The sequence below is a fragment of the Clostridium sp. genome (assembly GCF_036646415.1).
Taxonomy (GTDB): Bacteria; Bacillota; Clostridia; order Clostridiales; family Clostridiaceae; genus Clostridium_J.
In genome coordinates this window covers 181,989-203,928 of record NZ_JAVXMF010000005.1, presented here as the reverse complement: position 1 = coordinate 203,928, position 21,940 = coordinate 181,989, and the positions used below count along the sequence as shown (strand labels likewise).

Annotated in this window: 20 protein-coding genes and 1 other annotated feature; of the genes, 17 read left to right on the top strand and 3 right to left on the bottom strand. The window is 30.0% G+C overall.

The features are described 5' to 3' along the window. The first annotated feature begins 135 nt into the window (after positions 1 to 135). Positions 136 to 822, top strand: a complete 687-nt coding sequence (locus tag RSD37_RS05885) for a pseudouridine synthase (RefSeq protein ID WP_346945777.1) — start codon at positions 136 to 138, stop codon at positions 820 to 822. A 121-nt stretch (positions 823 to 943) separates the two neighbouring features. Here the strand turns inward: RSD37_RS05885 and RSD37_RS05880 are convergent, their stop codons facing one another. After that, positions 944 to 1,480 carry a flavodoxin domain-containing protein gene (locus tag RSD37_RS05880; RefSeq protein ID WP_346945776.1) on the bottom strand — a complete coding sequence of 179 codons (537 nt, stop codon included), beginning with the start codon at positions 1,478 to 1,480 and terminating at the stop codon, positions 944 to 946. Positions 1,481 to 1,681: 201 nt separating this feature from the next. On the opposite strand from RSD37_RS05880, the gene RSD37_RS05875 reads away from it, so the two are divergent. From RSD37_RS05875 to RSD37_RS05835, 9 genes are all read left to right on the top strand, one after another. After that, positions 1,682 to 3,622, top strand: a complete 1,941-nt coding sequence (locus RSD37_RS05875) for an FUSC family protein (protein WP_346945775.1) — start codon at positions 1,682 to 1,684, stop codon at positions 3,620 to 3,622. 103 nt (positions 3,623 to 3,725) lie between these two features. Beyond that, positions 3,726 to 4,196 carry a peptide-methionine (S)-S-oxide reductase MsrA gene (gene msrA / locus RSD37_RS05870; RefSeq protein WP_346945774.1) on the top strand — a complete coding sequence of 157 codons (471 nt, stop codon included), beginning with the start codon at positions 3,726 to 3,728 and terminating at the stop codon, positions 4,194 to 4,196. Between the two features lie 403 nt (positions 4,197 to 4,599). Beyond that, entirely contained in the window at positions 4,600 to 5,628 is a 1,029-nt protein-coding gene (locus RSD37_RS05865) for an MqnA/MqnD/SBP family protein (protein ID WP_346945773.1), read from the top strand. 53 nt (positions 5,629 to 5,681) lie between these two features. Next, entirely contained in the window at positions 5,682 to 6,452 is a 771-nt protein-coding gene (locus RSD37_RS05860; protein ID WP_346945772.1) for an ABC transporter permease subunit, read from the top strand. A 109-nt stretch (positions 6,453 to 6,561) separates the two neighbouring features. Next, positions 6,562 to 7,134, top strand: a complete 573-nt coding sequence (locus tag RSD37_RS05855) for an ATP-binding cassette domain-containing protein (RefSeq protein WP_346945771.1) — start codon at positions 6,562 to 6,564, stop codon at positions 7,132 to 7,134. A gap of 473 nt (positions 7,135 to 7,607) precedes the next feature. Then, positions 7,608 to 7,878, top strand: a binding site (T-box leader). Positions 7,879 to 8,043: 165 nt separating this feature from the next. Then, entirely contained in the window at positions 8,044 to 8,592 is a 549-nt protein-coding gene (locus tag RSD37_RS05850) for a tryptophan transporter (protein ID WP_346945770.1), read from the top strand. Positions 8,593 to 8,796: 204 nt separating this feature from the next. Beyond that, the gene (locus tag RSD37_RS05845) at positions 8,797 to 9,474 is read left to right on the top strand and encodes a cytochrome c biogenesis CcdA family protein (protein ID WP_346945769.1); all 678 of its coding nucleotides are present in this window, start codon (positions 8,797 to 8,799) and stop codon (positions 9,472 to 9,474) included. 102 nt (positions 9,475 to 9,576) lie between these two features. After that, positions 9,577 to 10,194, top strand: coding sequence for a TlpA disulfide reductase family protein (locus tag RSD37_RS05840; protein ID WP_346945768.1), 618 nt, complete (start codon positions 9,577 to 9,579; stop codon positions 10,192 to 10,194). Positions 10,195 to 10,451: 257 nt separating this feature from the next. After that, entirely contained in the window at positions 10,452 to 12,059 is a 1,608-nt protein-coding gene (locus tag RSD37_RS05835; protein WP_346945767.1) for an IS1182 family transposase, read from the top strand. Between the two features lie 169 nt (positions 12,060 to 12,228). On the opposite strand, the gene RSD37_RS05830 is transcribed toward RSD37_RS05835, so the two are convergent. Then, positions 12,229 to 12,975 carry a hypothetical protein gene (locus tag RSD37_RS05830; protein ID WP_346945766.1) on the bottom strand — a complete coding sequence of 249 codons (747 nt, stop codon included), beginning with the start codon at positions 12,973 to 12,975 and terminating at the stop codon, positions 12,229 to 12,231. A gap of 487 nt (positions 12,976 to 13,462) precedes the next feature. Here RSD37_RS05830 and RSD37_RS05825 point away from each other — a divergent pair, with 487 nt between their 5' ends. After that, on the top strand, positions 13,463 to 14,839 hold the full coding sequence (locus RSD37_RS05825; RefSeq protein WP_346945765.1) for a transposase: 1,377 nt from the start codon (positions 13,463 to 13,465) through the stop codon (positions 14,837 to 14,839). A 350-nt stretch (positions 14,840 to 15,189) separates the two neighbouring features. Then, a complete protein-coding gene (locus tag RSD37_RS05820) occupies positions 15,190 to 16,467 on the top strand; it encodes a transposase (protein WP_346945764.1) in 1,278 nt (425 codons plus the stop codon). Between the two features lie 148 nt (positions 16,468 to 16,615). Here RSD37_RS05820 and RSD37_RS05815 read toward each other — a convergent pair whose 3' ends face one another. Continuing rightward, positions 16,616 to 17,959, bottom strand: a complete 1,344-nt coding sequence (locus RSD37_RS05815) for an aminotransferase class V-fold PLP-dependent enzyme (protein WP_346945763.1) — start codon at positions 17,957 to 17,959, stop codon at positions 16,616 to 16,618. A gap of 146 nt (positions 17,960 to 18,105) precedes the next feature. On the opposite strand from RSD37_RS05815, the gene RSD37_RS05810 reads away from it, so the two are divergent. From RSD37_RS05810 to nifU (RSD37_RS05790), 5 genes are all read left to right on the top strand, one after another. Next, positions 18,106 to 18,546 carry an Rrf2 family transcriptional regulator gene (locus RSD37_RS05810; RefSeq protein ID WP_346945762.1) on the top strand — a complete coding sequence of 147 codons (441 nt, stop codon included), beginning with the start codon at positions 18,106 to 18,108 and terminating at the stop codon, positions 18,544 to 18,546. Next, on the top strand, positions 18,539 to 19,735 hold the full coding sequence (nifS, locus tag RSD37_RS05805; RefSeq protein ID WP_346945761.1) for a cysteine desulfurase NifS: 1,197 nt from the start codon (positions 18,539 to 18,541) through the stop codon (positions 19,733 to 19,735). The genes RSD37_RS05810 and nifS overlap by 8 nt, the downstream gene beginning before the upstream one ends. 34 nt (positions 19,736 to 19,769) lie before the next feature. Then, positions 19,770 to 20,201, top strand: coding sequence for a Fe-S cluster assembly scaffold protein NifU (gene nifU, locus RSD37_RS05800; RefSeq protein ID WP_346945760.1), 432 nt, complete (start codon positions 19,770 to 19,772; stop codon positions 20,199 to 20,201). Between the two features lie 13 nt (positions 20,202 to 20,214). After that, entirely contained in the window at positions 20,215 to 21,294 is a 1,080-nt protein-coding gene (gene mnmA, locus RSD37_RS05795) for a tRNA 2-thiouridine(34) synthase MnmA (RefSeq protein ID WP_346945759.1), read from the top strand. 146 nt (positions 21,295 to 21,440) lie between these two features. Beyond that, entirely contained in the window at positions 21,441 to 21,845 is a 405-nt protein-coding gene (gene nifU, locus RSD37_RS05790) for a Fe-S cluster assembly scaffold protein NifU (RefSeq protein WP_346945758.1), read from the top strand. Positions 21,846 to 21,940 lie beyond the last annotated feature (95 nt).

Sequence of the window (21,940 nt, the reverse complement as noted above, 5' to 3'; positions counted from 1 at the left end):
TCTTGTGTTGATAATATGAAGTCCAATTTCAACAGTCAGGTAAAACATGCTTCAGTTATTTTGAGATAGTACCTTTGTTTTTTTGAAGACAATAATAAGGAAATAACCATTATAAACTGAAAGGATAAGTAGAATATGAGAATAAATAAGCTTCTTAGTAATTTAGGGGTTTGTTCAAGGAGAGAGACAAATAGACTTATTGAAGATAAAAGAGTAAAGATAAATGGAATACTTTGTAAACCGGGACAATGGGTGGAGCTTGAAGATGATATTTTAATTGATGATGCTCCTATTCCTGTGAAGAAGAAGGTTTATATTGCTCTTAACAAGCCTGTAGGAATTACTTGTACTGCGGCAAGTGAGGTTAAAGATAATATAATTAAGTTTATGAATTATAATGAGTACATATTTCCTGTAGGAAGACTTGATAAAGCCTCTCAAGGTTTAATTATAATGACTAATGATGGAGAACTAGCCAATAGAATATTGGAAGCTGAAAATCATCATGAAAAGGAGTATATAGTTACTTTAGATAAAGACTTTGATGATAAGTTCATGGAAGGAATGTCTCAAGGTGTGGAAATACTAGGGGAGAAAACAAGGCCTTGTGTTGTAACTAGAATAAATGAGGATACCTTTAGAATAATTCTTACTCAGGGATTAAATAAACAAATTAGAAGGATGAGTAAGGTTTTTGGATATAATGTGGTGAAATTAGAACGTATTAGAATTCTTAATGTAGAAATTCACGGGATAGAACTTGGAATGTGGCGATATTTAACACCAGAAGAGGTAGAAATACTCAAAGACATGTATAATTAATGAATTCAACAAATTTATTTACTAATAATAGAGTAGGAGCTGTCTCAAAAAAGATAATCGATTTTGAAACAGCTCCTTTTGTGTAGATTATTTTTAATAAGTTCTATAAATAATATCTAAACTAATCCTCTATACAACGACAAATTGGTTCAATACCTTGTTTATCAATAAAATCAACTATATTTCCATATGAAGATAATATGATTTTATCATCTTCAGTTAATTCCCCAGGTTTCTTATGTGCTATGAATTTTTTTAACATTCCCATCATTTGTTTATGTATGAACCCCATCTTAGAGTAATCTAATCCTCCTCTTAAATGGAAAATATGAATTTTATTTTTCATTTCTTCTGTAAATGCATTTTCTATAGTGGGTTTTAGTCCTTCAATATTTAAAGGAGAGCAAATACCAACGGTAAAAACTACGATGGTTTTCTCTTTTATAGTTTCAAAGTTTTTTGTTATGAGAGAAATACCTTCAATGTGACTTGCATAAATTCCCCCACCATAAACAATAGTATCATAATTTAAAAGGTCATTAGCATTAACCTTAGAAGATTCAAATAAATCAGCACCTACCTCGGCAGCAATCCACTGAGCATACTTTAGCGTGTTACCATATCTAGATTTATATACTACAACTGCTGTTTTATTCATAAATTAATCACCTCCAATTACAAAAAATATATTTGATTTATCACATATATTCATCACATATATGTGATGAAGTTTTTCTTATGTTTTTATTAAATCCTATGGAATATATTATCTTCATATGTATTATATTACACGGACAAGTTTATTACAATAAGGTCTCTATATATAGTATATGATTTAAGGTATAAAAGGGAAGAGTATATGATATATAAGGAAAATATAGAATTTTTAATTTATTCAGGAATACAAGAAGAAGAGTGGCAAATAATAAATAGTATTAATGTTCGTAAATTGTTTTATCAGTTCATATATACTTTAGGAGAAAGGGTGGGAAGGTTGCTGGATAAGTTAATAAAGAGATTTAATATAAACATATATTCCATGTTAAAGCATGGATCAGTGGCAGTTATAACATTGTTTGGGGTTGGTATTTTATTTGGGATGAAGAATGTTATGATAGCATTTCCTATAGCACTTACATCTACAGTGTTAGGTAGACAGAACTTTCAAGTTAAGACCTTTAGTAAGGCTTCTAGAATAGTTTTAATAGATTTAATTATTGTTTTAACATCACATATATCATCTATAAATATTATTTTAGGAATTCCAATAAATTTTATAGCAATATTTTTAATAATGTATACCATGGTTTCACCTTATGATTTAACTTTCTATAAACCATTCATAATGCTCTATGTATTTACCCAATATGCTAAAGTTCCAGTTGGAGAGCTTTACTTGAGACTTTTAGCAGTGATATTTGGAGTTTTAATAGTAGTTTTTGCAAGCTTTATAAATAAAGTTAATGAAAAATCTGTATTAGGAAAAAATATCACACGTTCATTTGAAATTATTAAGAAGCAACTAGGAAATATATTAGAGGGAGCATATGACTTAAAAGTTGAGGAAAATTGCTCTAAGATAATGAGGGATATTGCATATAAGATATATGTAACTCGTTATAGACGGTATCTTACTACTAACTTAGGAAGGATTCAATTTAAGCTATTTATTAATATAGAACATTTCAACCTATATATTAGAGAAATACATAATAAATTAATTAAAAAAGAAATAGGTATAGTAGAAATAGAAGAACTTAGTGAAGTTATAGAAAATATTATAGACTTCTCTAAGGATATAATGACTTTAGAAGAATTAGAAAAAAATGTTGAAAGGTATGTATATAGATACAAAGGTAAATCTCACTATGGCAATGAAATTATAGATATATTAGAAAGGATACTAAAAAATATTAAGGATTTAGCGTATATAGGAAGTAAAGAGATAAATAAGGTCTACAAGAAATGGGAGAAATCAGATATAGATAAATATAGGGTTACATTTAAGGAATACTTTAAACCTAATACCATAAGATTTAAATTTGCAATGAGAATGGCGATAACTTTAACAGCAGCACTTTTAGTAGCAGAACTTTTAGGATTTTATAAAGTTATATGGGCAGTTATAACCATAATGTCAATAATGCAACCCTATTATGAAGATACTATAACTAAGACGAAGGAAAGAGTAGTTGGTAATGTTATTGCTATTGCATTTACTACAGTGGTGATTAATATTGTAAATATAAGGTGGGTTACTATAACAATTTTAGTAGCATCACTTTATCTAATTTATGCTTTTAAAGAGTACTATAGAATATCCTTATTTGCAGCAGTTGCTTCCATATGTATAGCTTCATTAACTGAAAATATAAATGTGTTAATTTTTTATAGAGTGATCTACGTTATTATAGGGGCTATAATTGTTATTATAGTTAATAAATTAATTTTACCTTATAGATTAAAGGATGGAATAGAACAATTGGTTGCGAAAATTTCAAAATTAAATAAAAGGCTTATAGATGCTAGTATGGATTTCTTAGATGGAAATAATGATATTCATGAAATAAGGGATATTATAATTCATTCTACTCTTCTTGGACAAAAGCTTTATCTTAGAAATCTTCAGTATAATGATGAAGGGATTAATAGATTCATAAATATTAACAATAACTATGTTATAGAAGTAGGGTATAAGGTTCTCATTTATAAAGGGAAGAATGATGAAATAAAAGATGAAAATATTGAGGAAATAGGAAGACTTTATAAGGCGTTTAGTGAAGGGGTAAAAACCTTATAGATTAATATTTCCAATGATGTGGATTTCATAGTCAAGAAGTATTAAAATAAATAATATGGTGATTTAATGAAATTGATTAGGAATAAAGTGGAGGGTAATACATATGAAAAGAATAGTTTTAGCCGGTGGTTGTTTTTGGGGAGTTGAGGAATTTTTCAGTAGAATTTCTGGAGTAGTTTCAACAGAGGTAGGCTATGCCAATGGAACAACGGAGAATCCTACCTATGAGGATGTATGTTATAAGAATACATCTTTCGCAGAAGTATGTTTAGTCGATTATGATGAAAAGATAATTTCATTGGAGGAGATTCTAAATAAATTTTGGTCAATTATTAATCCCACTCATTTAAATAGACAAGGAAACGATGTAGGTAGTCAATATAGGTCAGGAATTTATTATATAGATGAAGCAGATTTAGAAATTATTAAAGAAAGCAAAGAAAAAGTACAGGGTAGTTATGATGAAAAAGTAGTTACTGAGGTTAAGATTCTTCAAAACTATTATAAGGCAGAAGCGTATCATCAAAGATATCTCAAGGGGAATCCTAATGGATATTGTCATATAAAAATTTAATTTTTAATTAAGGGTGTTGTCTAAGTGTGAATATATTTTAACCAGTATTAAAATATTGTTCACCTATTTTAGACGACTCTTTTTTATTTAATATACATAGTATAATATTATTATAAAACAGTCATGAAACTGTAAATGGTATGCTTAAATATATAAAATAGAAAGGATGAGGAAAATAGTGGAGTGAAATGGCTTCCAATAGACAAGCTTCATGAATATAGTAATGAGCCTGATGTGGTAGAATTATACAATAAGTTTAATGAGAAAATTAGAAAGAAAATAATATAAGTTAAAAGAATAATATGTTGCAAATTATGGATTAATATGTTAAATAAAAGAAGTAGGTAATTATAGAACATTTACGAATTATGACAATAAGGATATTTAAGAAAGAAGGCATATTATGAAAAAAATATTTAGAATTGGAACATGTATGTTACTTAGTGGAATTTTGTTGGTAGGATGTGGGAAAAACTCATCTGAAGTAGATGAAAAAGGTGATTCTGCTAAGTCTACGCCACCACCAGTTGAGGAAAAGATTGATATTAATATAGGTTCATTAAAGGGGCCAACTACTATGGGGATGGTTAAGTTAATGAGTGATTCAGAAGAAGGAACTACAGCAAATAATTATAAGGTATCAATGACTGGTACTGCAGATGAAATTGTAGCGAAAATTGTTAAGGGAGAGATTGACGTTGCAGCAGTTCCATGTAACTTAGCTTCAGTTTTATATAATAAAACTCAAGGAGGAATAAGTATTGCAGCTGTAAATACTTTAGGAGTGATTTATATTGTTGAAAATGGAAACCAAATTAAATCTATTGAGGATTTAAAAGGTAAAACTATATATAGCACAGGAAAAGGTACAACTCCTGAGTATGTTTTAAACTATGTATTAGCTGAGAATGGTATAGATGCTACAAAGGATCTTACAATTGAGTATAAATCAGAATCTACTGAGGTGGCGGCTATTTTAGCAGAAGATAGTAATTCAATTGCCATGTTGCCACAACCATTTGTAACAACAGCTCAAAGTAAAAATGAAAATTTACGAATTGCTCTTGATATGACAGAGGAGTGGAATAAAGTTCAAGGTGAGAATGGCAGTGCTTTAGTTACTGGAGTAGTTATTGCACGTAATGAGTTTATTGAAGATAATAAGACGGCTTTTAATTATTTCCTTGATGATTATAAAAAATCTACAGATTATGTGAATGCAAATGTGGAAGAAGCAGCCACACTTATTGAAAAGTATGGTATTGTTCCTGCAGCAGTAGCTAAAAAAGCTGTTCCTCTTTGCAATATTACCTATGTTGAGGGAATTGAGATGAAGACAAAGGTTAGTGGATATTTAGAAGTATTATTTAATCAAAACCCACAGTCTGTAGGAGGAAAACTTCCAGCAGATAAGTTTTATTATCAAAAATAAAATTAAAGATTATAATTAATTTAAATCACAGGGGATAGGAGGAATAATTCTATATGAAAAATTTTAATATAAAAAGTAATTGGAGAAGGATTTTTTCTATTCTGTTCTGGATTTTGTTGTGGCAGGGAATAAGTAGTTTTATAGGGAGAGATATTTTAGTCGTCTCCCCTATTACTGTCATGGAGATCTTATCTTTATTAGTTAAGGATATAACATTCTGGAGTTCTTTATACTTTTCTTTTATAAGAATCGCAATTGGATTCTTATTGGCAATTACAATAGGGGGATTACTTGCTAGTATATCTTCTCAAAATCTTTTGATTAGGGAACTGCTTTATCCACCCACAACAATAATTAAGTCAACTCCTGTAGTATCCTTTATAATTATTGCTTTAATATGGATAGAATCAGAGAATTTATCAATTTTTATTTCATTTTTAATGGTATTACCAATTATTTATACTAATACTTTAAAGGGAATTGAAAATGTAGATAGAAAATTACTTGAGATGGCACAGGTGTTTAAGGTAGGTTTAACAAAAAAGATTAGATATATTTATATACCAGAAATAATGCCATTTTTTATATCAGCTTGCTCAGTTTCATTAGGACTTTGTTGGAAGTCAGGAATTGCAGCTGAGGTCATAGGATTACCAACCGGTTCTATAGGTGAAAAACTTTATCAGGCAAAGATTTTTTTGAATACAGGAGATCTTTTTGCTTGGACTTTAGTTATAATTATCATCAGTATTGTTTTTGAAAAATTATTTTTAAGTTTATTAAAAATATTACAAGGAAAGATTTTAGGAAATAACATATTATAAGAAAGATAATGTTAAGTTTATAACAAAGTGAGAGTATCATTGATATAGTTCTTAGATAAATTGAATGGATAATGAGTAGGATAGATTAAATAGTAAGGGGTGTGATTTTTTGAATATTGAAGTCACAGCATTATCAAAGAGTTTCGGAAGTACTCAGGTATTAAAGGACTTTAATGGGGTATTTAAGGATGGTACCATTACTTGTATTATGGGTAGTTCAGGATGTGGAAAGACCACCCTTTTAAATATTCTAATGGGTCTTATGAAAGCAGATAAAGGAACCATAAAGGGTATAGAAAATAAAGATATAAGTGTAGTATTCCAAGAAAATCGTTTATGTGAGGGGTTCACTTCTCTTGATAATATTTTGTTAGTCTGTGACAAAGGAATAGATAGAGAAGTAATAGAAGATAACTTTAATAGAGTTGGACTTGGAGATGTAATTAATAAACCTGTTTCTAAATTAAGTGGTGGTATGAAGCGAAGAGTAGCAATCGTGAGGGCTATTTTGGTAAATTCAGAAATTTTGATAATGGATGAACCCTTTAAGGGCTTAGATTATGAAACTAAAATTAATGTGATAGATTACATAAGACATAATGTTTTAGGAAAGACAGTTATAATAACTACGCATAATAAAGATGAAGTGGAAATGTTAAAAGCTACATTAATGGTAATGTAGCTTTTTTTCCTATGATTTTGTTATGTATTATACTTAAAATTATATTAGTTATAAAACTAATACCCAAGCATATTACGATGGAGTGACGGCAACGATTTTATGGTTGTTACTTGGAAGGTTAAATAGGAGAGATAAATAGTGCCGATCATAATATGCAGTTGGGTTATGATAATAGAATATTGCAAATTGAAATTTAAAAAGTTTTCATTAAGTATACTATGAAAATAAGAATAAAATTATTAGGTTGAATATATGAATAAGATTAATCTCAATATACATAGTAATAGCTAAATTAGCTGTAATTTTTGATAAATATAGACCTTTAGTATTTTTATGACTAAGTCTAATATTCCAATATATTATTATTGTTGACACAAAACAGACTTTTAAAACACGAGATAATGGGATATTATAAATAATACTATTGACATTTATTCCATATACGGATAATATAATAAGAAAAATATATATAAGTTAATTCGTTGATGAGGAATAGTAGTTTAATTTAGCTTCGATAAAGAGAGCTGGGGATGGTGGAATCCTAGCACGAAGGAATTGAGTGAATGGACCTTTGAGGAATAAAGGGAAATCAAATTTTGAGAGTACCGGATATGGTGAGCTGCACCTTATAGCGGATAGAGTATGTTAGTACTTGAAATTGAGGGGCATGTTGTAGATATAGGGAAACTTTATATTTATATAATGCAATCTAGGTGGCACCACGGAATTATCTCCGTCCTAATATTTATATTAGGGCGGATTTTTTTTATCTTTATAATTCATTCAACTATTACAACTACATTATACAAGGAGGTGATTGGTATGACGTGAAATATTTGTTCTGATAAAGATAGCATAGAAGATTGGTCAAAGAATAAAATATCAAATAAATTTAGGGGGATTCATATTATGAATACAAGAAAATTAACAATGAATGCAATACTCTTAGCTATAGGTGCAATACTTCATCAAATCACACCTATCTTGGGATTGCCAATGCAACCGGATTTTGCGCTAGTTATGTTATTTATAATAATGGTATTAAATAAAGAGGATTATAAAACTTCAATGGTAGTTGCCTTAGTTACAGGAATATTTACTGCTATGACAACAAAATTCCCAGGAGGACAAATACCTAATATTATAGATAAATTGATTACAGCTAATTGCATATATATATTAATGCTTATGATTTATAGAATAAAAGCTTTCAATAAAATAGATGAATCGAAGAAAAATAATATAGTAGCATTGGTAATATTGCCTATCGGAACTTTGATTAGTGGTACAATATTTTTATTGTCAGCACAAGTACTAGTAGAATTACCAGCATCTTTTTTAACACTGTTTTTAGTAGTAGTATTACCATCTGTAGTAATAAATTTATTAGCTGGTATGTTTTTATATAAAACTGTGAATCTATCATTGAGAAGAACTGCCTACTCAACAAAAATGTAGCTTAGTAAAATAGTTGATATTAAAAAAATCTTTCAGAAAGGAATTTACAATTGTACGATTTACTTAATCAAATTGAGATATAAATATTTTAAATGAAATCTTTGTGAATAAAGTTACTTTAATGTTTAGTTATTTTAATTTAAGTATAATTAAATTAGTAATGTGATATTATTAGTAATAATAATTAAATTAAAGGAGAATTCTATGGAATATTTAATACTATTTATGGAGGGAATTATTACTTTTATATCTCCATGTATATTGCCAATGTTACCAATTTATATATCTTATTTTGCTGGAGATAGTGAATTATATCCAGAGAGTAAGTATAGAACTTTTATAAATTCATTGGGGTTTGTGTTAGGATTTACAGCTATTTTTACTCTTCTTGGGACTTTAGCAGGAACCTTTGGAAGATTTATAAAGGAGTACTACACATTATTTAATATAATTGGAGGAGGAATACTGGTTATATTTGGTCTTAATTATATGGGAGTACTCAAAATTTCATTTCTTGAGAAAACAAAGAAACTTAATGTTGATGTAAAGCCCTTTAGATTTGTATCTTCAGTTTTGTTTGGAATAATATTTGCTATTGGATGGACACCATGTATTGGAACCTTCCTAGGTTCAGCACTTATGATTGCGGCTAGTTCTACACAGGTTATGAAAGGCACAATAATGCTGCTTATATATAGTTTGGGGCTAGGCATTCCATTTGTAATATCGGCTCTTTTGATTAACACTTTAAAAGAAAGCTTAGATTTTATAAAGAAAAACTATAACTCAATTAATAAAATTTCAGGAGTTTTTCTTATAGTTATAGGAATAGCAATGATGACTGGGTATCTAAATAAAATTTTATCGATATTAACTTTTTAAAATTACAAATTTGTGTATATAAAATTATGCATAATATAAAGAATAATTGTTTAAATAAGGCAGTTCAGAAATAAAATTTTAAATAAAGGAAGAGATGAATATATGAAGAATAGAAAGTTGATTTTAGGGATAATCGGATTTGTTGCATTTTTAGTAGTAGTATACTTTGGATATAATAAGCTTTCAGCAGAATACTATGAAGAACAAAAATCTCAACAAAATGGTGGAGTTTCCATAGATGAGACCAATGATGCTGCAATAGATGGTGATAAGAACAATGAAGATGAAAATGTAGAAAAAATATTAGCTGAAAACTTTACTATATATGATAAGGATGGAAATACTGTTACCATTGATGATTTTAAAGGAAAGCCTTTGGTAATTAATATATTTGCTAGCTGGTGTGGTCCGTGTAAATTTGAAATGCCATATTTTCAATCTGTATATGATAAATATAAAAATGAAGATGTGATGATTCTTATGGTAAATATGACTGATGGACAAAGGGAAACTAAGGAAAGTGCAGAAAAGTTCATGAAGGATAATGGTTACACCATGCCTATATATTTTGATATGGATATGGATTTAGCAATGAAGTATAGAGTTACGGGCATACCAAGAACTATATTCATCGATAAAGATGGATATGTATCATTTGACCATACGGGTGTAATAGAGGAAGAGATATTAAAAACTGAAATAGATAAAATAAAGCAATAGCTAGAGATGGTATTTATTGAGATGACTTTATGGATAAAATGTATGTATTTGCTTCGGATTTTACAATATAAAAAGTAGTTTTTAAAAAAGGGGCTTTTGCAAAATAGATAACTCTATTTTGTGATTGTCCTATCAAAAAAACTGAAATCAAAATTTGATTTCAGTTTTTTTATTGAAAATATTTCTGAAAATATAATCTCTTACTTAAATAAAAAATGCAGATCCCAAAGAACCTGCATTTTAGTTATAATTTTAATATGCAAAAACAAAATATAACCAATAAGAATTATACTAGATTTAACGATGCTTATCAACTGTCATTACCATTAAGTTGTGATGCACTTATTCCAGAGAGTTATTCGGTTAGACTGCTTAGCCATATACTGGAGGGATTAGATTACACAAAATTATACATGGCATATTCCAAAAGAGGAAGAAAACCTGCGGTTGAACCCAAAATCATGTTTAAAATAATAGCTTACGCATATATGAATAATATATATTCTACTCATAAAATAGAAACTGCATGTAATAGAGATATTAACTTCATGTGGCTTCTTGAAGGATATAAGGCTCCAGATCACGCCACTATCGGGCGATTCCGCCAAAAGTACTTAGTCAATGCTGCTGAAGATTTGTTTTATCAACTTGTCATGGCACTTGAAAATATCGATGAGATAAACTTTGATAATGTCTTTATTGATGGAACTAAAATTGAAGCAAATGCTAATCGCTATTCCTTTGTATGGCGTAAATCTATAAATAAAAATGAAGAAAAAATGTTTGAAAAGATTATAGCCCTCGTAGAGGAAATAAATAAAATGGAACTTCAAAATTTTATTGTAAGTAAAGAATCTAAACTAATTGATATCAATAAAGTTCTTGAATTTCTTAATATAAAAAAAACTGAAAGTGGCTTAGAATTTGTGCACGGTATAGGAAAAAGAAAAAGTAAGCTTCAAAAATTTATAGAACAGCTTACCGAGTTTAGAGATAGACAACTAAAATATGATGAAAGCAATAGAAATTTTAACGGTAGAAATAGTTACTCTAAAACAGATATTCATGCTACTTTTATGCATATGAAAGATGACCACATGCGTAATGCACAACTAAAGCCAGGGTATAATGCTCAAATAGCTGTAAACAGTGAATATATAGTAGGTGTTGGAATCTTTTCAGACAGAAATGATATTGGAACACTTAAACCTATGCTTGAAAATATGAAGGAGTGTTTAGGAAAAAAGTTTAAAAATATCGTAGCCGATTCAGGCTATGAAAGTGAAGAAAACTATGTATACTTACTATCAAATGAGATGACAGCTTTTATTAAGCCACAGACTTATGAAAAATGGAAAAAGAAGAGCTTTAAAAAAGATATTAGTAAAAGAGAAAATATGAAATATGACGATTTAAATGATCAATATACATGTCATAATGGTAAGATTTTAAAAAACATAGGCACTACAACTAAAACTTCTAAAACTGGCTATGAATCTATAGTTACCAACTATGAATGTGAGGATTGTAGTGACTGTATACATAAAACTAAATGCACAAAAGCTAAGGGAAATAGGAAAATGCAAGTTTCTAAAAACTTCATCGCTAAAAGAGAAATCTCCTATAAAAATATCTTATCGGATGAAGGTGCTCTTTTAAGAATGAATAGGTCAATTCAAGTTGAAGGTGCTTTTGGAGTGTTAAAAAGTGACTATAATTTCACTCGTTTTTTTACACGTGGAAAAAATAACGTTAAAACTGAATTTATTATGCTATGTTTTGGATATAACATAAATAAATTGCACGCAAAAGTTCAATCTGAAAGATGTGCTACGCACCTACATGAGATGAAAAAAGTGGCATAAAAAGGCCTTAAATCTGTAGGCTTATTAAAGTGCACCTAAAAATAAACAACCGAAGGTTTGGTATGTTAAAACTCAACAAAACCTTCGGTTATTTTTATTTGGAATAGGAAAAGGAGCATCGCTCCATAACTTAATCAGTTATTTTGCGACACCCCCCTTTACATTTAAATTAATTATATTTTCCTACCATTTCTTTAACTAGATATACTCCATCCGCCATTCCATTTAATTTAACTGGATAATATGCATCTACCCATTTCTCACTGATTAATACACCGTCTCTATTATAATCATAGAAAGTTCCCCATACATTATCCATATTAGGTGCAAATTCTAACCACTTCGAAGTATTGGGAGATACAGTCATCTTTACGCTATACTCTGTACTTGCAGAAGTTGATAAGCTCATTCCTGTCGAAGCTGTTATAGCTGATGTTATAGAACTTGTTATACTTACATTTCCTGTAACAGTAAATGTTCCTGAGCATGAAAAACTTAAATCTGAAGGAGTAGTGCCTCCATTGTACAGCGGTTGGCAAACTCTTTTTTGGAATCGGTACTGAATTGATCTAGATTTTCCTGATACCTTAAAGTTAGTTATTGCACCACGCATCTGCACTCCTTTGTTATTTTCATCTGCTCTTTTTAGTAATTCATCACGTTTCAAATCTTGAAAATACATGTTATATTCAAGTTCTGCTGCATTAGGGTCAAGTTCGGTCACTTTTCCATTTTCTACTCTAAAAGCACCTACTATTTTTTCTTCATTGTCATTTTGTAATTTCTCCATAGCTAAATTTTTTTGTGTATTATTACTTTCATTTGTTAGATTATCATTAACATCTGCAAATGCTAATGATTGTGACACCAATAATGTACACAGTGTCATTGCAACAATACTTTTTATTCTTTTCATTTCCTTCCCCCCTAATTTAAATATTTGAATACATTTACATAATACCATATGTTTATATATTTTACATTATAACAATAAACTGTTATAATATTGTAAATAACGTTTTATTATTTTAAGGAGTGATTAAATGAATAATCGCATTATTGGAGTAATTTTCTGCTTCATTTCTTCATTTTTATTTGCTACAAACTATATTTGTGCCTCTATACTCAGTATTAACTTCCCTTGGGAAATGTCAAAGCAACTTATAGGTAAAAACTTAATTATTTTAAGTGTTATCAGCTTAATTATAGGAATAATTTATTTAATTGATCCTAAATTTAAAAAGAGTAAATAAAAAAATATAATCCATGTTTAAATATTATATTTTTATCTATAATCTAAATGCATCTTAAACAAGGGGCTGTCTCAGAATGAGACAGTCCCTTTTTGACAAAATAAAAAAAGTGGATTCCTAAAAATCCACTTTTCAGTGTATAATTTTATTATGCAAAAAACAAAATTAACACAAAAGCATTATATCAATAATTATGGTAATTATCAATTGGCTTTTCCAATTGACACAGGAATATTAATTCCAGAAGATGATTCAGTAAGACTTTTAGGCCAAATAATGGAGGATTTAGATTATACAGTTTTGATGCAGGCATACTCCTCAAAAGGGAGAAATCCAGAAGTTTCACCGAAAAATCTATTTATTGATGGGACTAAAATAGAAGCCAATGCAAATAAATATACATTTGTGTGGAAAAAATCAACAAATAAGTTTGAACTGAAACTTCAGGAGAAAATACATAAATTCATCGAAGATTTTAATATAACATATGGAAGTAACTATAGTACTTCAGATGAAAAAATTGAAGTTGATTATCTTCAACAGCTGTTAGATTTTCTGAACCAAAGGAAAAATGAAGAAAATATAATATTTGTGACTGGTAAAGGAAAAAGAAAAGCTAGAATCCAACGAGATGTCGAAAGTTTGGAAGAATTCATTGATAAACAGACTAAGTATGATTCTTACAACAATACCTTCGATGGTAGAAATAGTTTTTCTAAGACTGACAAAGATGCTACTTTTATGCATATGAAAGAAGATCATATGAGAAATTCTCAGCTTAAACCGGGATATAATATTCAAATTGGAGTTGAGGGTGAATATATTGTGGGGGTAGATATTTCAAGTGAGCGTTCAGATCAACTAACTTTGATTCCGTTCTTAGATAAGTTAAATGAAAACTTACCTGAAAAATTTTCTAACGTAGTGGCTGACGCCGGTTATGAAAGTGAAGAGAATTATCTATATCTTGAAGAAAATAACCAGAATTCGTACATAAAGCCACAGGCTTATGAAGGCATGAAAAAACGAAGTTTCAAGAAAAATATAGGTAAACGTGAAAATATGGAATATGATGAATTTAATGATGAGTATACTTGTTACAACAATGTAAAACTAAGGCCTATCGGCACTACAACTAGAAAATCAAAGTCGGGCTATAAAAGTGAAGTAACAATATATGAAGCAGATGACTGTACCAATTGTGAATATAAGTCAAGGTGTACAAGAGCTAATGGAAACCGAAAAATGCAGGCATCTAAGGTGTTCTTAAATAAACGACTAACTTCTCTAGGAAACATAACAAGTCCCGAAGGGATTCTACTTAGAATGAACAGATCAATTCAAGTTGAAGGTGCCTTTGGTGTTCTAAAGGAAGACTATGGATTCAATAGATTTTTAACTCGAGGTAAAAAGAATGTAAAAATTGAATTTACCCTATTAAGTTTTGGATTTAATATTAATAAACTACATAACAAGATTCAAAATAATAGGTGCGGACAAGCACTTCACAGTATAAAAGCTGCTTAATGTTCATAACTCTAATATTTTTTAAAAGGGATTTCCATCTCTCTTTTTGTCATACTCAAAATAATAAATAAGTACAAACTCACTTGATTAATAAAGTGAGTTTGTACTTATTTTCTTGTGTAAAATGAAAAAAGAGGCTATGCCTCAAAGTGATTTTAGAAATCATTTTGAGACACCCCCTTTTTATATTAAACTGTAGGGTTAATCATATTTGTTAACCCTTATATATCAAGGCTTGTAAAAGCCTTGATTTTATTATCACTCAAATTTTTGCGTATCATTTTTTACCTTTGGATAATACTAACTTTGTAAGCACACACTAATAAGTTATATAACCGGAGGTTTTACAAATGATAGCAAGACAAGAAATTTTAAACATCGTCGATTTATTTACATCACAACCAATAATAAACTTTTATGAAAATTTATTTGATAATATTGATTTTTCCTCAATTCCAGAATTTATGCAATCTAAATTGGGCCCGAAGGGATATTCTCAACATGCACTTATTCGTGCTTTTATTGTCATGAACTGTGAACATTTTAGAGAAATAACTTTATTAAGAGACTTCTTAACCACCAATTTAAAAATCGCTCAACTTTGTGGATTCAACATTACCCACACACTTCCTTCGTATAGTGTTTTTCAACGTTTTTTAAAGAATTTCCAAAATACTACGCTCAAAGAAATTATGAAAAATCAAGTGAATCTACTTGTTAATTTAAACATAATTAGCAATTCTATAGTGTCTATCGACTCTACCCCTATTAAAGCAAATACAAAGTATAATAATGTTAAATGCTTCTCTAAGAATAAATTTTCTAAGGATCACCAACCTAAATCAGATAAGGATTGTAGATTAGGTGTACATACTGCAAACAATGAAGATACTAAGAAGAACTACAAGTTTTACTGGGGTTATAAAAATCTAATAATTTGTGATGCTAAATCAGGATTGCCAATATATGAAGAAACCCTTCCTGGCAACAAAGCAGACATTTCAAGTTTTATAGACTTCCTAGAAAAAACAAATTCTTGGTTTTCCTTAGAGTCTTCTAAGGTTCTAGCAGATAAAGGCTTCGATTCTAAAGCAAACTACAATTACATAAAAGACTCTTTATATGCTCACGCATTTATAGCAAAAAACAAGCGTAATTGTAAAAATGAAAAAAAGCTTTCCTCAGGCAATCCAATCTGCGACGCAGGTTTAGCTATGCATAAGGATGGTAAACAATATCTGAAAGATTCTATTAAACAAAAATTTTGTTGTCCATTTAGAACATCTAATGATGATTCAAAGTGTACTTGTAATCATCCTAAATACAATAATGGACATAAAAACAGAGGATGTATAAAATATAAATCCACCAGCGTAGATTATCGATCAAGTGTCGATGAAACATCAGATTACTTCAAGAAGTACTATGCTATGAGAATTGAATCTGAGCGATATAACTCTAGATTCAAGAATCTCAATATCGAAAATGCTTCCGTAAGGAACTCTAAATCGGTATCAAACCTAAATACCATTGCCCATATCTGCCTTTTATTAGTTGCAACTGCCGCAACTGTTAATAAAAAGATAGATAAAGTTCAATCTCTTAGTAAACTAAAAAGAGCGAGCTAGCTCCTTGAAAATCTAATATTTTACATTTTATTATCCTCATAGGGGTAGTCTGCCCTTTTTGAGGATATTTTATAATTAATATCCTAAGTTATCCAAAATTAATTCTCTGAATCAATATTCACTTTTTAAATATCAATTATGCTCATCCCTATATTAAACTGTCTAAATCACCTTTGTATTTATTTGTATAATAATCTCTGTTCTTTATGATTTTATTTATGGCATATAGGAATTTGTTTATTTCTTCTATTGTGTTATAGAGTCCAAAGCTAACTCTGATCATACCAGGTTGACGAGATTTGGGAAGTAATGTGAATTTTTCTATCATAGAGGATGGAATTTTCAAAAGTCTTTGCATGTAAGGTTGAGCGCAGAAACATCCGCTTCTTACTGCAATTCCAAATTCATAGGATAGTATTTTTGCAACTAGGGTATGATGCATACCGTATATATTAAAGGGAATAATGCTAACTTTGTCTTTGAAATTATTATAATCACCATACAAGATTACATTATCCATGGTGAGAAGATTTCGTGTAGTGTAGATGGTCAAATATCTTTCATATTCATCTATATTATTCATACCAATATTGTTGAGTTCATTTATAGAAGAACTTAAGGCTATTGATCCAATAACATTTGGAGAGCCAGCTTCATCTTTATCAGGAGAAGGTGCCCAAATTATTTTATCGTGAGATACAAAGGAAATAGTGCCACCACCAACATGATCAGGGTCATATTCGTTAAAAAAGGCCTTTGGTCCCAAAAGTACGCCACATCCGAAAGGTGCATACATTTTGTGACCAGAGAATGATACAAAGTCAATAGGACCTAAAGGAAGGCCAGTTCCTATAGTAAACTTACTGTGGGGAATTAACTGAGCACCATCTACTAGTATCTTTGCTCCATAGCTATGAGCTAGATTTGCTATAGTATATATAGCAGTTTTACTTCCGGTTACATTAGAAGCACCAGTTATAGCAACTAAAGAGATTTTACCTTCATACATTTCAAGTTTATTTTTTAAGTCATCAATATCTAAGCAACCTTGATGATCTATATCTATATATTTTACAGTGAAGTCTTTTCGCCAGGGCAAATCATTTGAGTGATGCTCCATAAAAGTGGATAAAACTATGGAACCCTTTTTTTTACTAGATAGTATTCCAGCTAATTTATTTATTGCTTCTGTACAGTTTTTAACATATATAACATCCATAAGGTTATCATGGTCATCTAAAAAATTTTTAACAATAAGTCTTGAGTTTTCATACATTGAAGTTGAAAATTGTGATTTATATCCATCACCACGGTGTATTGATGAATAGTATGGAGAAAACTTTATAACTTCTTCAATTACAGATTTAAATGGAGGTGTAGTAGCAGCGTTATCAAAGTTAATTCCAATACAGCTTGACTTATCCCATAATGGAATTTTAATATCTGCACCGTAAATTAAATTCCTATAGGGGTTATCCTTAAAGTTACTCATTTTTTACCTCCTTAAAAGTTGTTATTATACATAATATTAAGTAGGTATTTCATTGGTGCAAATATTTAAAAGAATAGTTGACAAGAACACTCTGATTTGATAATATTAATCCATAGTAAAGTAGTCAACATTAAGGAATGATTTTTATGAAATTATCAACAAAGGGAAGATATGGAGTTAAGGCTATGGTTGACCTTGCGGTTAACTATGGTAAAGAACCAATATCAATTAAGAGCATTTCGGGTAGACAGAATATTTCAGAATATTATCTTGAACAATTATTTTCGGTTCTAAGAAAAGCTAATCTAATTAAGAGTATACGGGGATCAGGTGGAGGATATATACTTTGTAAGGATCCTAAGGATATAACTGTATATGAAATATTAGAAGTTCTTGAAGGACCTATAGAAATATCCACATGTCTTGATAGTGACGCGTGCAATAATATTGATTGCTGTGCTACAAGAATTGTCTGGAGGAAAATAAAAGATAGTATAGATTCAGTTACATTATCAATAACACTACAAGATATTGTAGATGATTATACCAACATAGTGAAAATAAAAGGAGTGAAACCAAATGAATAAACCCGTTTATATGGATTATGCAGCAACAACATATACAAAACCTGAAGTGGTAGAAGAGATGTTACCTTATTTTACAGAGTTTTATGGTAATCCATCTTCAATATATTCAATTTCAAGGGAAACTAAAAAAGCAATAGACAAATCTAGAGATAAAGTAGCAAAAGCGATTAACGCAGACCCAACTGAAATATATTTTACTGGTGGTGGATCGGAAGCTGATAACTGGGCAATAAAAGGTATTGCCTTTGCACATAAAAACAAGGGGAATCATATAATAACTACTAAAATAGAGCATCATGCAGTACTTCATACTTGTGAGTATCTTGAAAAAAATGGTTTTGAAGTTACTTACTTAGACGTAGATGCAGAGGGACTTATAAATTTAGAAGACTTAAAAAAGGCAATAAAACCAACTACAATATTAGTTAGTATAATGACTGCAAATAATGAAATAGGAACTATAGAGCCTGTTAAAGAAATAGGAAATATTTGTAGAGAACATAAAGTCTTATTCCATACTGATGCAGTTCAAGCAGTTGGACATATAGAAATGGATGTTAAGGATATGAATATTGATTTATTATCTTTATCTGGTCACAAAATATATGGACCTAAAGGTGTTGGAGTATTATACATTAAAAGGGGCATAAGAATTAAAAACCTAGTTCATGGTGGAGCACAAGAGAAAAATAGAAGAGCCGGAACTGAAAACGTTGCAGGTATCGTAGGGCTTGGAAAAGCTATAGAACTTGCTGTAGAAAACTTAACAAAAGAAAAAGAAAGATTAACTTATCTAAGAGACAAGCTAATCAAAGGATTATTAGAAATTCCACATTCTAAATTAAACGGAGCTACTGGAGAAAAAAGACTTCCAGGTAATTCAAACATCAGTTTTGAGTTTATTGAAGGAGAATCAGTACTTTTAATGCTTGACGCTAAGGGAATATGTGCATCAAGTGGAAGTGCGTGTACATCGGGATCACTTGATCCATCCCATGTATTACTTTCAATAGGACTTCCACATGAAGTTGCTCATGGATCTTTAAGATTAACAATTGGAGATAGAACTACAGAAGAAGAAGTTGACTATGTAATTGAAACTGTACCGGCAATAGTACAAAGACTTAGAGATATGTCACCACTATATGATAGTTTTATAAATGGTAAATGTGATAGTTTTTTTAAATAAATAAGATAGTTTTAAATAAGGAGGAGAAATAATTATGATATATAGTGAAAAAGTAATGGATCATTTTACAAACCCAAGAAATGTAGGAGAAATCAAAGAAGCTAGTGGTGTTGGAGAAGTTGGGAATGCAAAATGTGGAGATATAATGAGAGTTTATTTAAAAGTTGAAGATGATATAATTGTAGATGCTAAGTTTAAGACTTTTGGATGTGGTTCTGCTATAGCATCATCAAGTATGGCTACAGAATTAATAAAAGGTAAAAAAGTAGATGAAGCTTGGACTCTTACAAATAAAGCAGTAGCAGAAGCTTTAGATGGGCTTCCACCAGTTAAAATGCACTGTTCAGTACTTGCTGAGGAAGCTATTCACAAAGCTATAAATGACTATAGAGAGAAAAAAGGCTTAGATATTTGGGATTACGAAGAGCATGACGATATTCATGATCATGTTCATGGAGAAGAATAGGTGAGATAATTATATGAAGAAAAAAGTTGTAATAGGAATGAGTGGAGGAGTAGATAGTTCTGTAGCCGCCTATCTTCTAAAGGAACAGGGCTATGATGTTACAGGAATAATGATGAAACTATCCCCAGATAATCCAGATTATGCAGAAAATGAAGGCGGATGTTGTTCTCTTTCGGCAGTAAATGATGCTAGAAGAGTTGCGGACACTCTTGAAATACCATTTTATGTTATGAATTTCAAAGAGCCATTTAAAAAGCATGTAGTAGACACCTTTGTAGAGGAGTACTTTAATGGAAGAACTCCAAATCCTTGCATTGAGTGCAATAAAAAAATAAAGTTTGAAGAGCTTTTAAGAAAGGTGCAGGGTCTTGGAGCTGATTATATTGCTACAGGACACTATGCTAATATTGATTTTGAAGATGGTAGATATAGATTAAAAAAAGCGGAAGATGATAAAAAAGATCAAACTTATGCACTATATAGCTTGACTCAAGACCAATTAGCTCATACATTAATGCCTTGTGGAGATTACTCAAAGACTGAAATAAGAGCTATTGCAGAGAAAATAGGACTTGAAGTTTTTAGAAAGAAAGATTCTCAGGAGATTTGCTTCATACCAGATAATGATCATGGAAACTATATAAGTAAATATAGTGGTAGAGAAGTAAAACCAGGAAATTTTGTAGATAAAGATGGCAAGGTTTTAGGAAAACATAAAGGTATAGTTTACTACACTATAGGACAAAGAAAAGGTCTTGGAATTGCCCTTGGAAAGCCTAGATTTGTAACGGAAATTATTCCTGAAAGAAATGAAGTAGTACTAGGAGATGAGGAAGAAATCTTTAATACTACGCTAATAGCTAAGGATATAAATCTAATTGCTATGGATAAAATAGAGGGAGATTTGCAAGTTACTGCAAAGGTTAGATACTCAGCAAAACCTGCTATAGCAAAGCTTACCCAACTTGATGAAAATCATATAAAGCTCGAGTTTGAAACCCCACAACGTGCAATAACTAAAGGTCAATCTGTAGTTTGCTACAAGGATAATTTAGTTGTTGGTGGAGGAATCATCGAAAAGATTTTAAAGTAGAGTTAAATAACTGAAATACAGTTTTAAAAAGGTAAAAGCAATTTATTATAGTTTAACCTAAAGGACAGTATTAATTTAGTAAATAGCATTTATTAGGATATTTAGGTGAATCTAAATATCCTAATTCTATTTTTGGAGGTATTTTTATGGATTACAGTGATAAAGTTTTAGAACATTTTTATTCGCCAAGGAATGTAGGAACCTTGCCAAATGCAAATGGAGTAGGGGAATGTGGTGATGTTAAATGTGGTGATGTTATGAAGATTTATTTAGTAATTGAGGACAATATAATAAAAACTGCTAAATTTATGACCTTTGGCTGTGGCTCTGCTATAGCATCTTCTAGTATTGCTACAGAACTTATTATTGGGAAGACTATTGAAGAAGCCTGGGGCCTTACAAATAAATCAGTTATAGAAGCTTTAGATGGATTACCGACCTCTAAGATACATTGTTCTGTACTGGCGGAAGAAACTATACATAAAGCTATTAATAACTATAGAGAATCCTGTGGTCTTGAAAAATGGCAAGATAAGTATGGTGGGCATTAGGTAAATAATAGATTTAGAGTATAAAATGAAGCTCCTTTTTACTTCGTACAAATGAGTAAGTTCAATTTGCTAAATAATAGATTTAGAATTTCGCT

Excerpts from the sequence above, each read along its gene's own strand:
- RSD37_RS05885 (WP_346945777.1), top strand. The coding sequence starts at position 136 with ATGAGAATAAATAAGCTTCTTAGTAATTTAGGGGTTTGTTCAAGGAGA.
- RSD37_RS05880 (WP_346945776.1), bottom strand. The coding sequence starts at position 1,480 with ATGAATAAAACAGCAGTTGTAGTATATAAATCTAGATATGGTAACACG.
- RSD37_RS05875 (WP_346945775.1), top strand. The coding sequence starts at position 1,682 with ATGATATATAAGGAAAATATAGAATTTTTAATTTATTCAGGAATACAA.
- msrA (WP_346945774.1), top strand. The coding sequence starts at position 3,726 with ATGAAAAGAATAGTTTTAGCCGGTGGTTGTTTTTGGGGAGTTGAGGAA.
- RSD37_RS05865 (WP_346945773.1), top strand. The coding sequence starts at position 4,600 with ATGAAAAAAATATTTAGAATTGGAACATGTATGTTACTTAGTGGAATT.
- RSD37_RS05860 (WP_346945772.1), top strand. The coding sequence starts at position 5,682 with ATGAAAAATTTTAATATAAAAAGTAATTGGAGAAGGATTTTTTCTATT.
- RSD37_RS05850 (WP_346945770.1), top strand. The coding sequence starts at position 8,044 with ATGAATACAAGAAAATTAACAATGAATGCAATACTCTTAGCTATAGGT.
- RSD37_RS05845 (WP_346945769.1), top strand. The coding sequence starts at position 8,797 with ATGGAATATTTAATACTATTTATGGAGGGAATTATTACTTTTATATCT.
- RSD37_RS05840 (WP_346945768.1), top strand. The coding sequence starts at position 9,577 with ATGAAGAATAGAAAGTTGATTTTAGGGATAATCGGATTTGTTGCATTT.
- RSD37_RS05835 (WP_346945767.1), top strand. The coding sequence starts at position 10,452 with ATGCAAAAACAAAATATAACCAATAAGAATTATACTAGATTTAACGAT.
- RSD37_RS05830 (WP_346945766.1), bottom strand. The coding sequence starts at position 12,975 with ATGAAAAGAATAAAAAGTATTGTTGCAATGACACTGTGTACATTATTG.
- RSD37_RS05825 (WP_346945765.1), top strand. The coding sequence starts at position 13,463 with ATGCAAAAAACAAAATTAACACAAAAGCATTATATCAATAATTATGGT.
- RSD37_RS05820 (WP_346945764.1), top strand. The coding sequence starts at position 15,190 with ATGATAGCAAGACAAGAAATTTTAAACATCGTCGATTTATTTACATCA.
- RSD37_RS05815 (WP_346945763.1), bottom strand. The coding sequence starts at position 17,959 with ATGAGTAACTTTAAGGATAACCCCTATAGGAATTTAATTTACGGTGCA.
- RSD37_RS05810 (WP_346945762.1), top strand. The coding sequence starts at position 18,106 with ATGAAATTATCAACAAAGGGAAGATATGGAGTTAAGGCTATGGTTGAC.
- nifS (WP_346945761.1), top strand. The coding sequence starts at position 18,539 with ATGAATAAACCCGTTTATATGGATTATGCAGCAACAACATATACAAAA.
- nifU (WP_346945760.1), top strand. The coding sequence starts at position 19,770 with ATGATATATAGTGAAAAAGTAATGGATCATTTTACAAACCCAAGAAAT.
- mnmA (WP_346945759.1), top strand. The coding sequence starts at position 20,215 with ATGAAGAAAAAAGTTGTAATAGGAATGAGTGGAGGAGTAGATAGTTCT.
- nifU (WP_346945758.1), top strand. The coding sequence starts at position 21,441 with ATGGATTACAGTGATAAAGTTTTAGAACATTTTTATTCGCCAAGGAAT.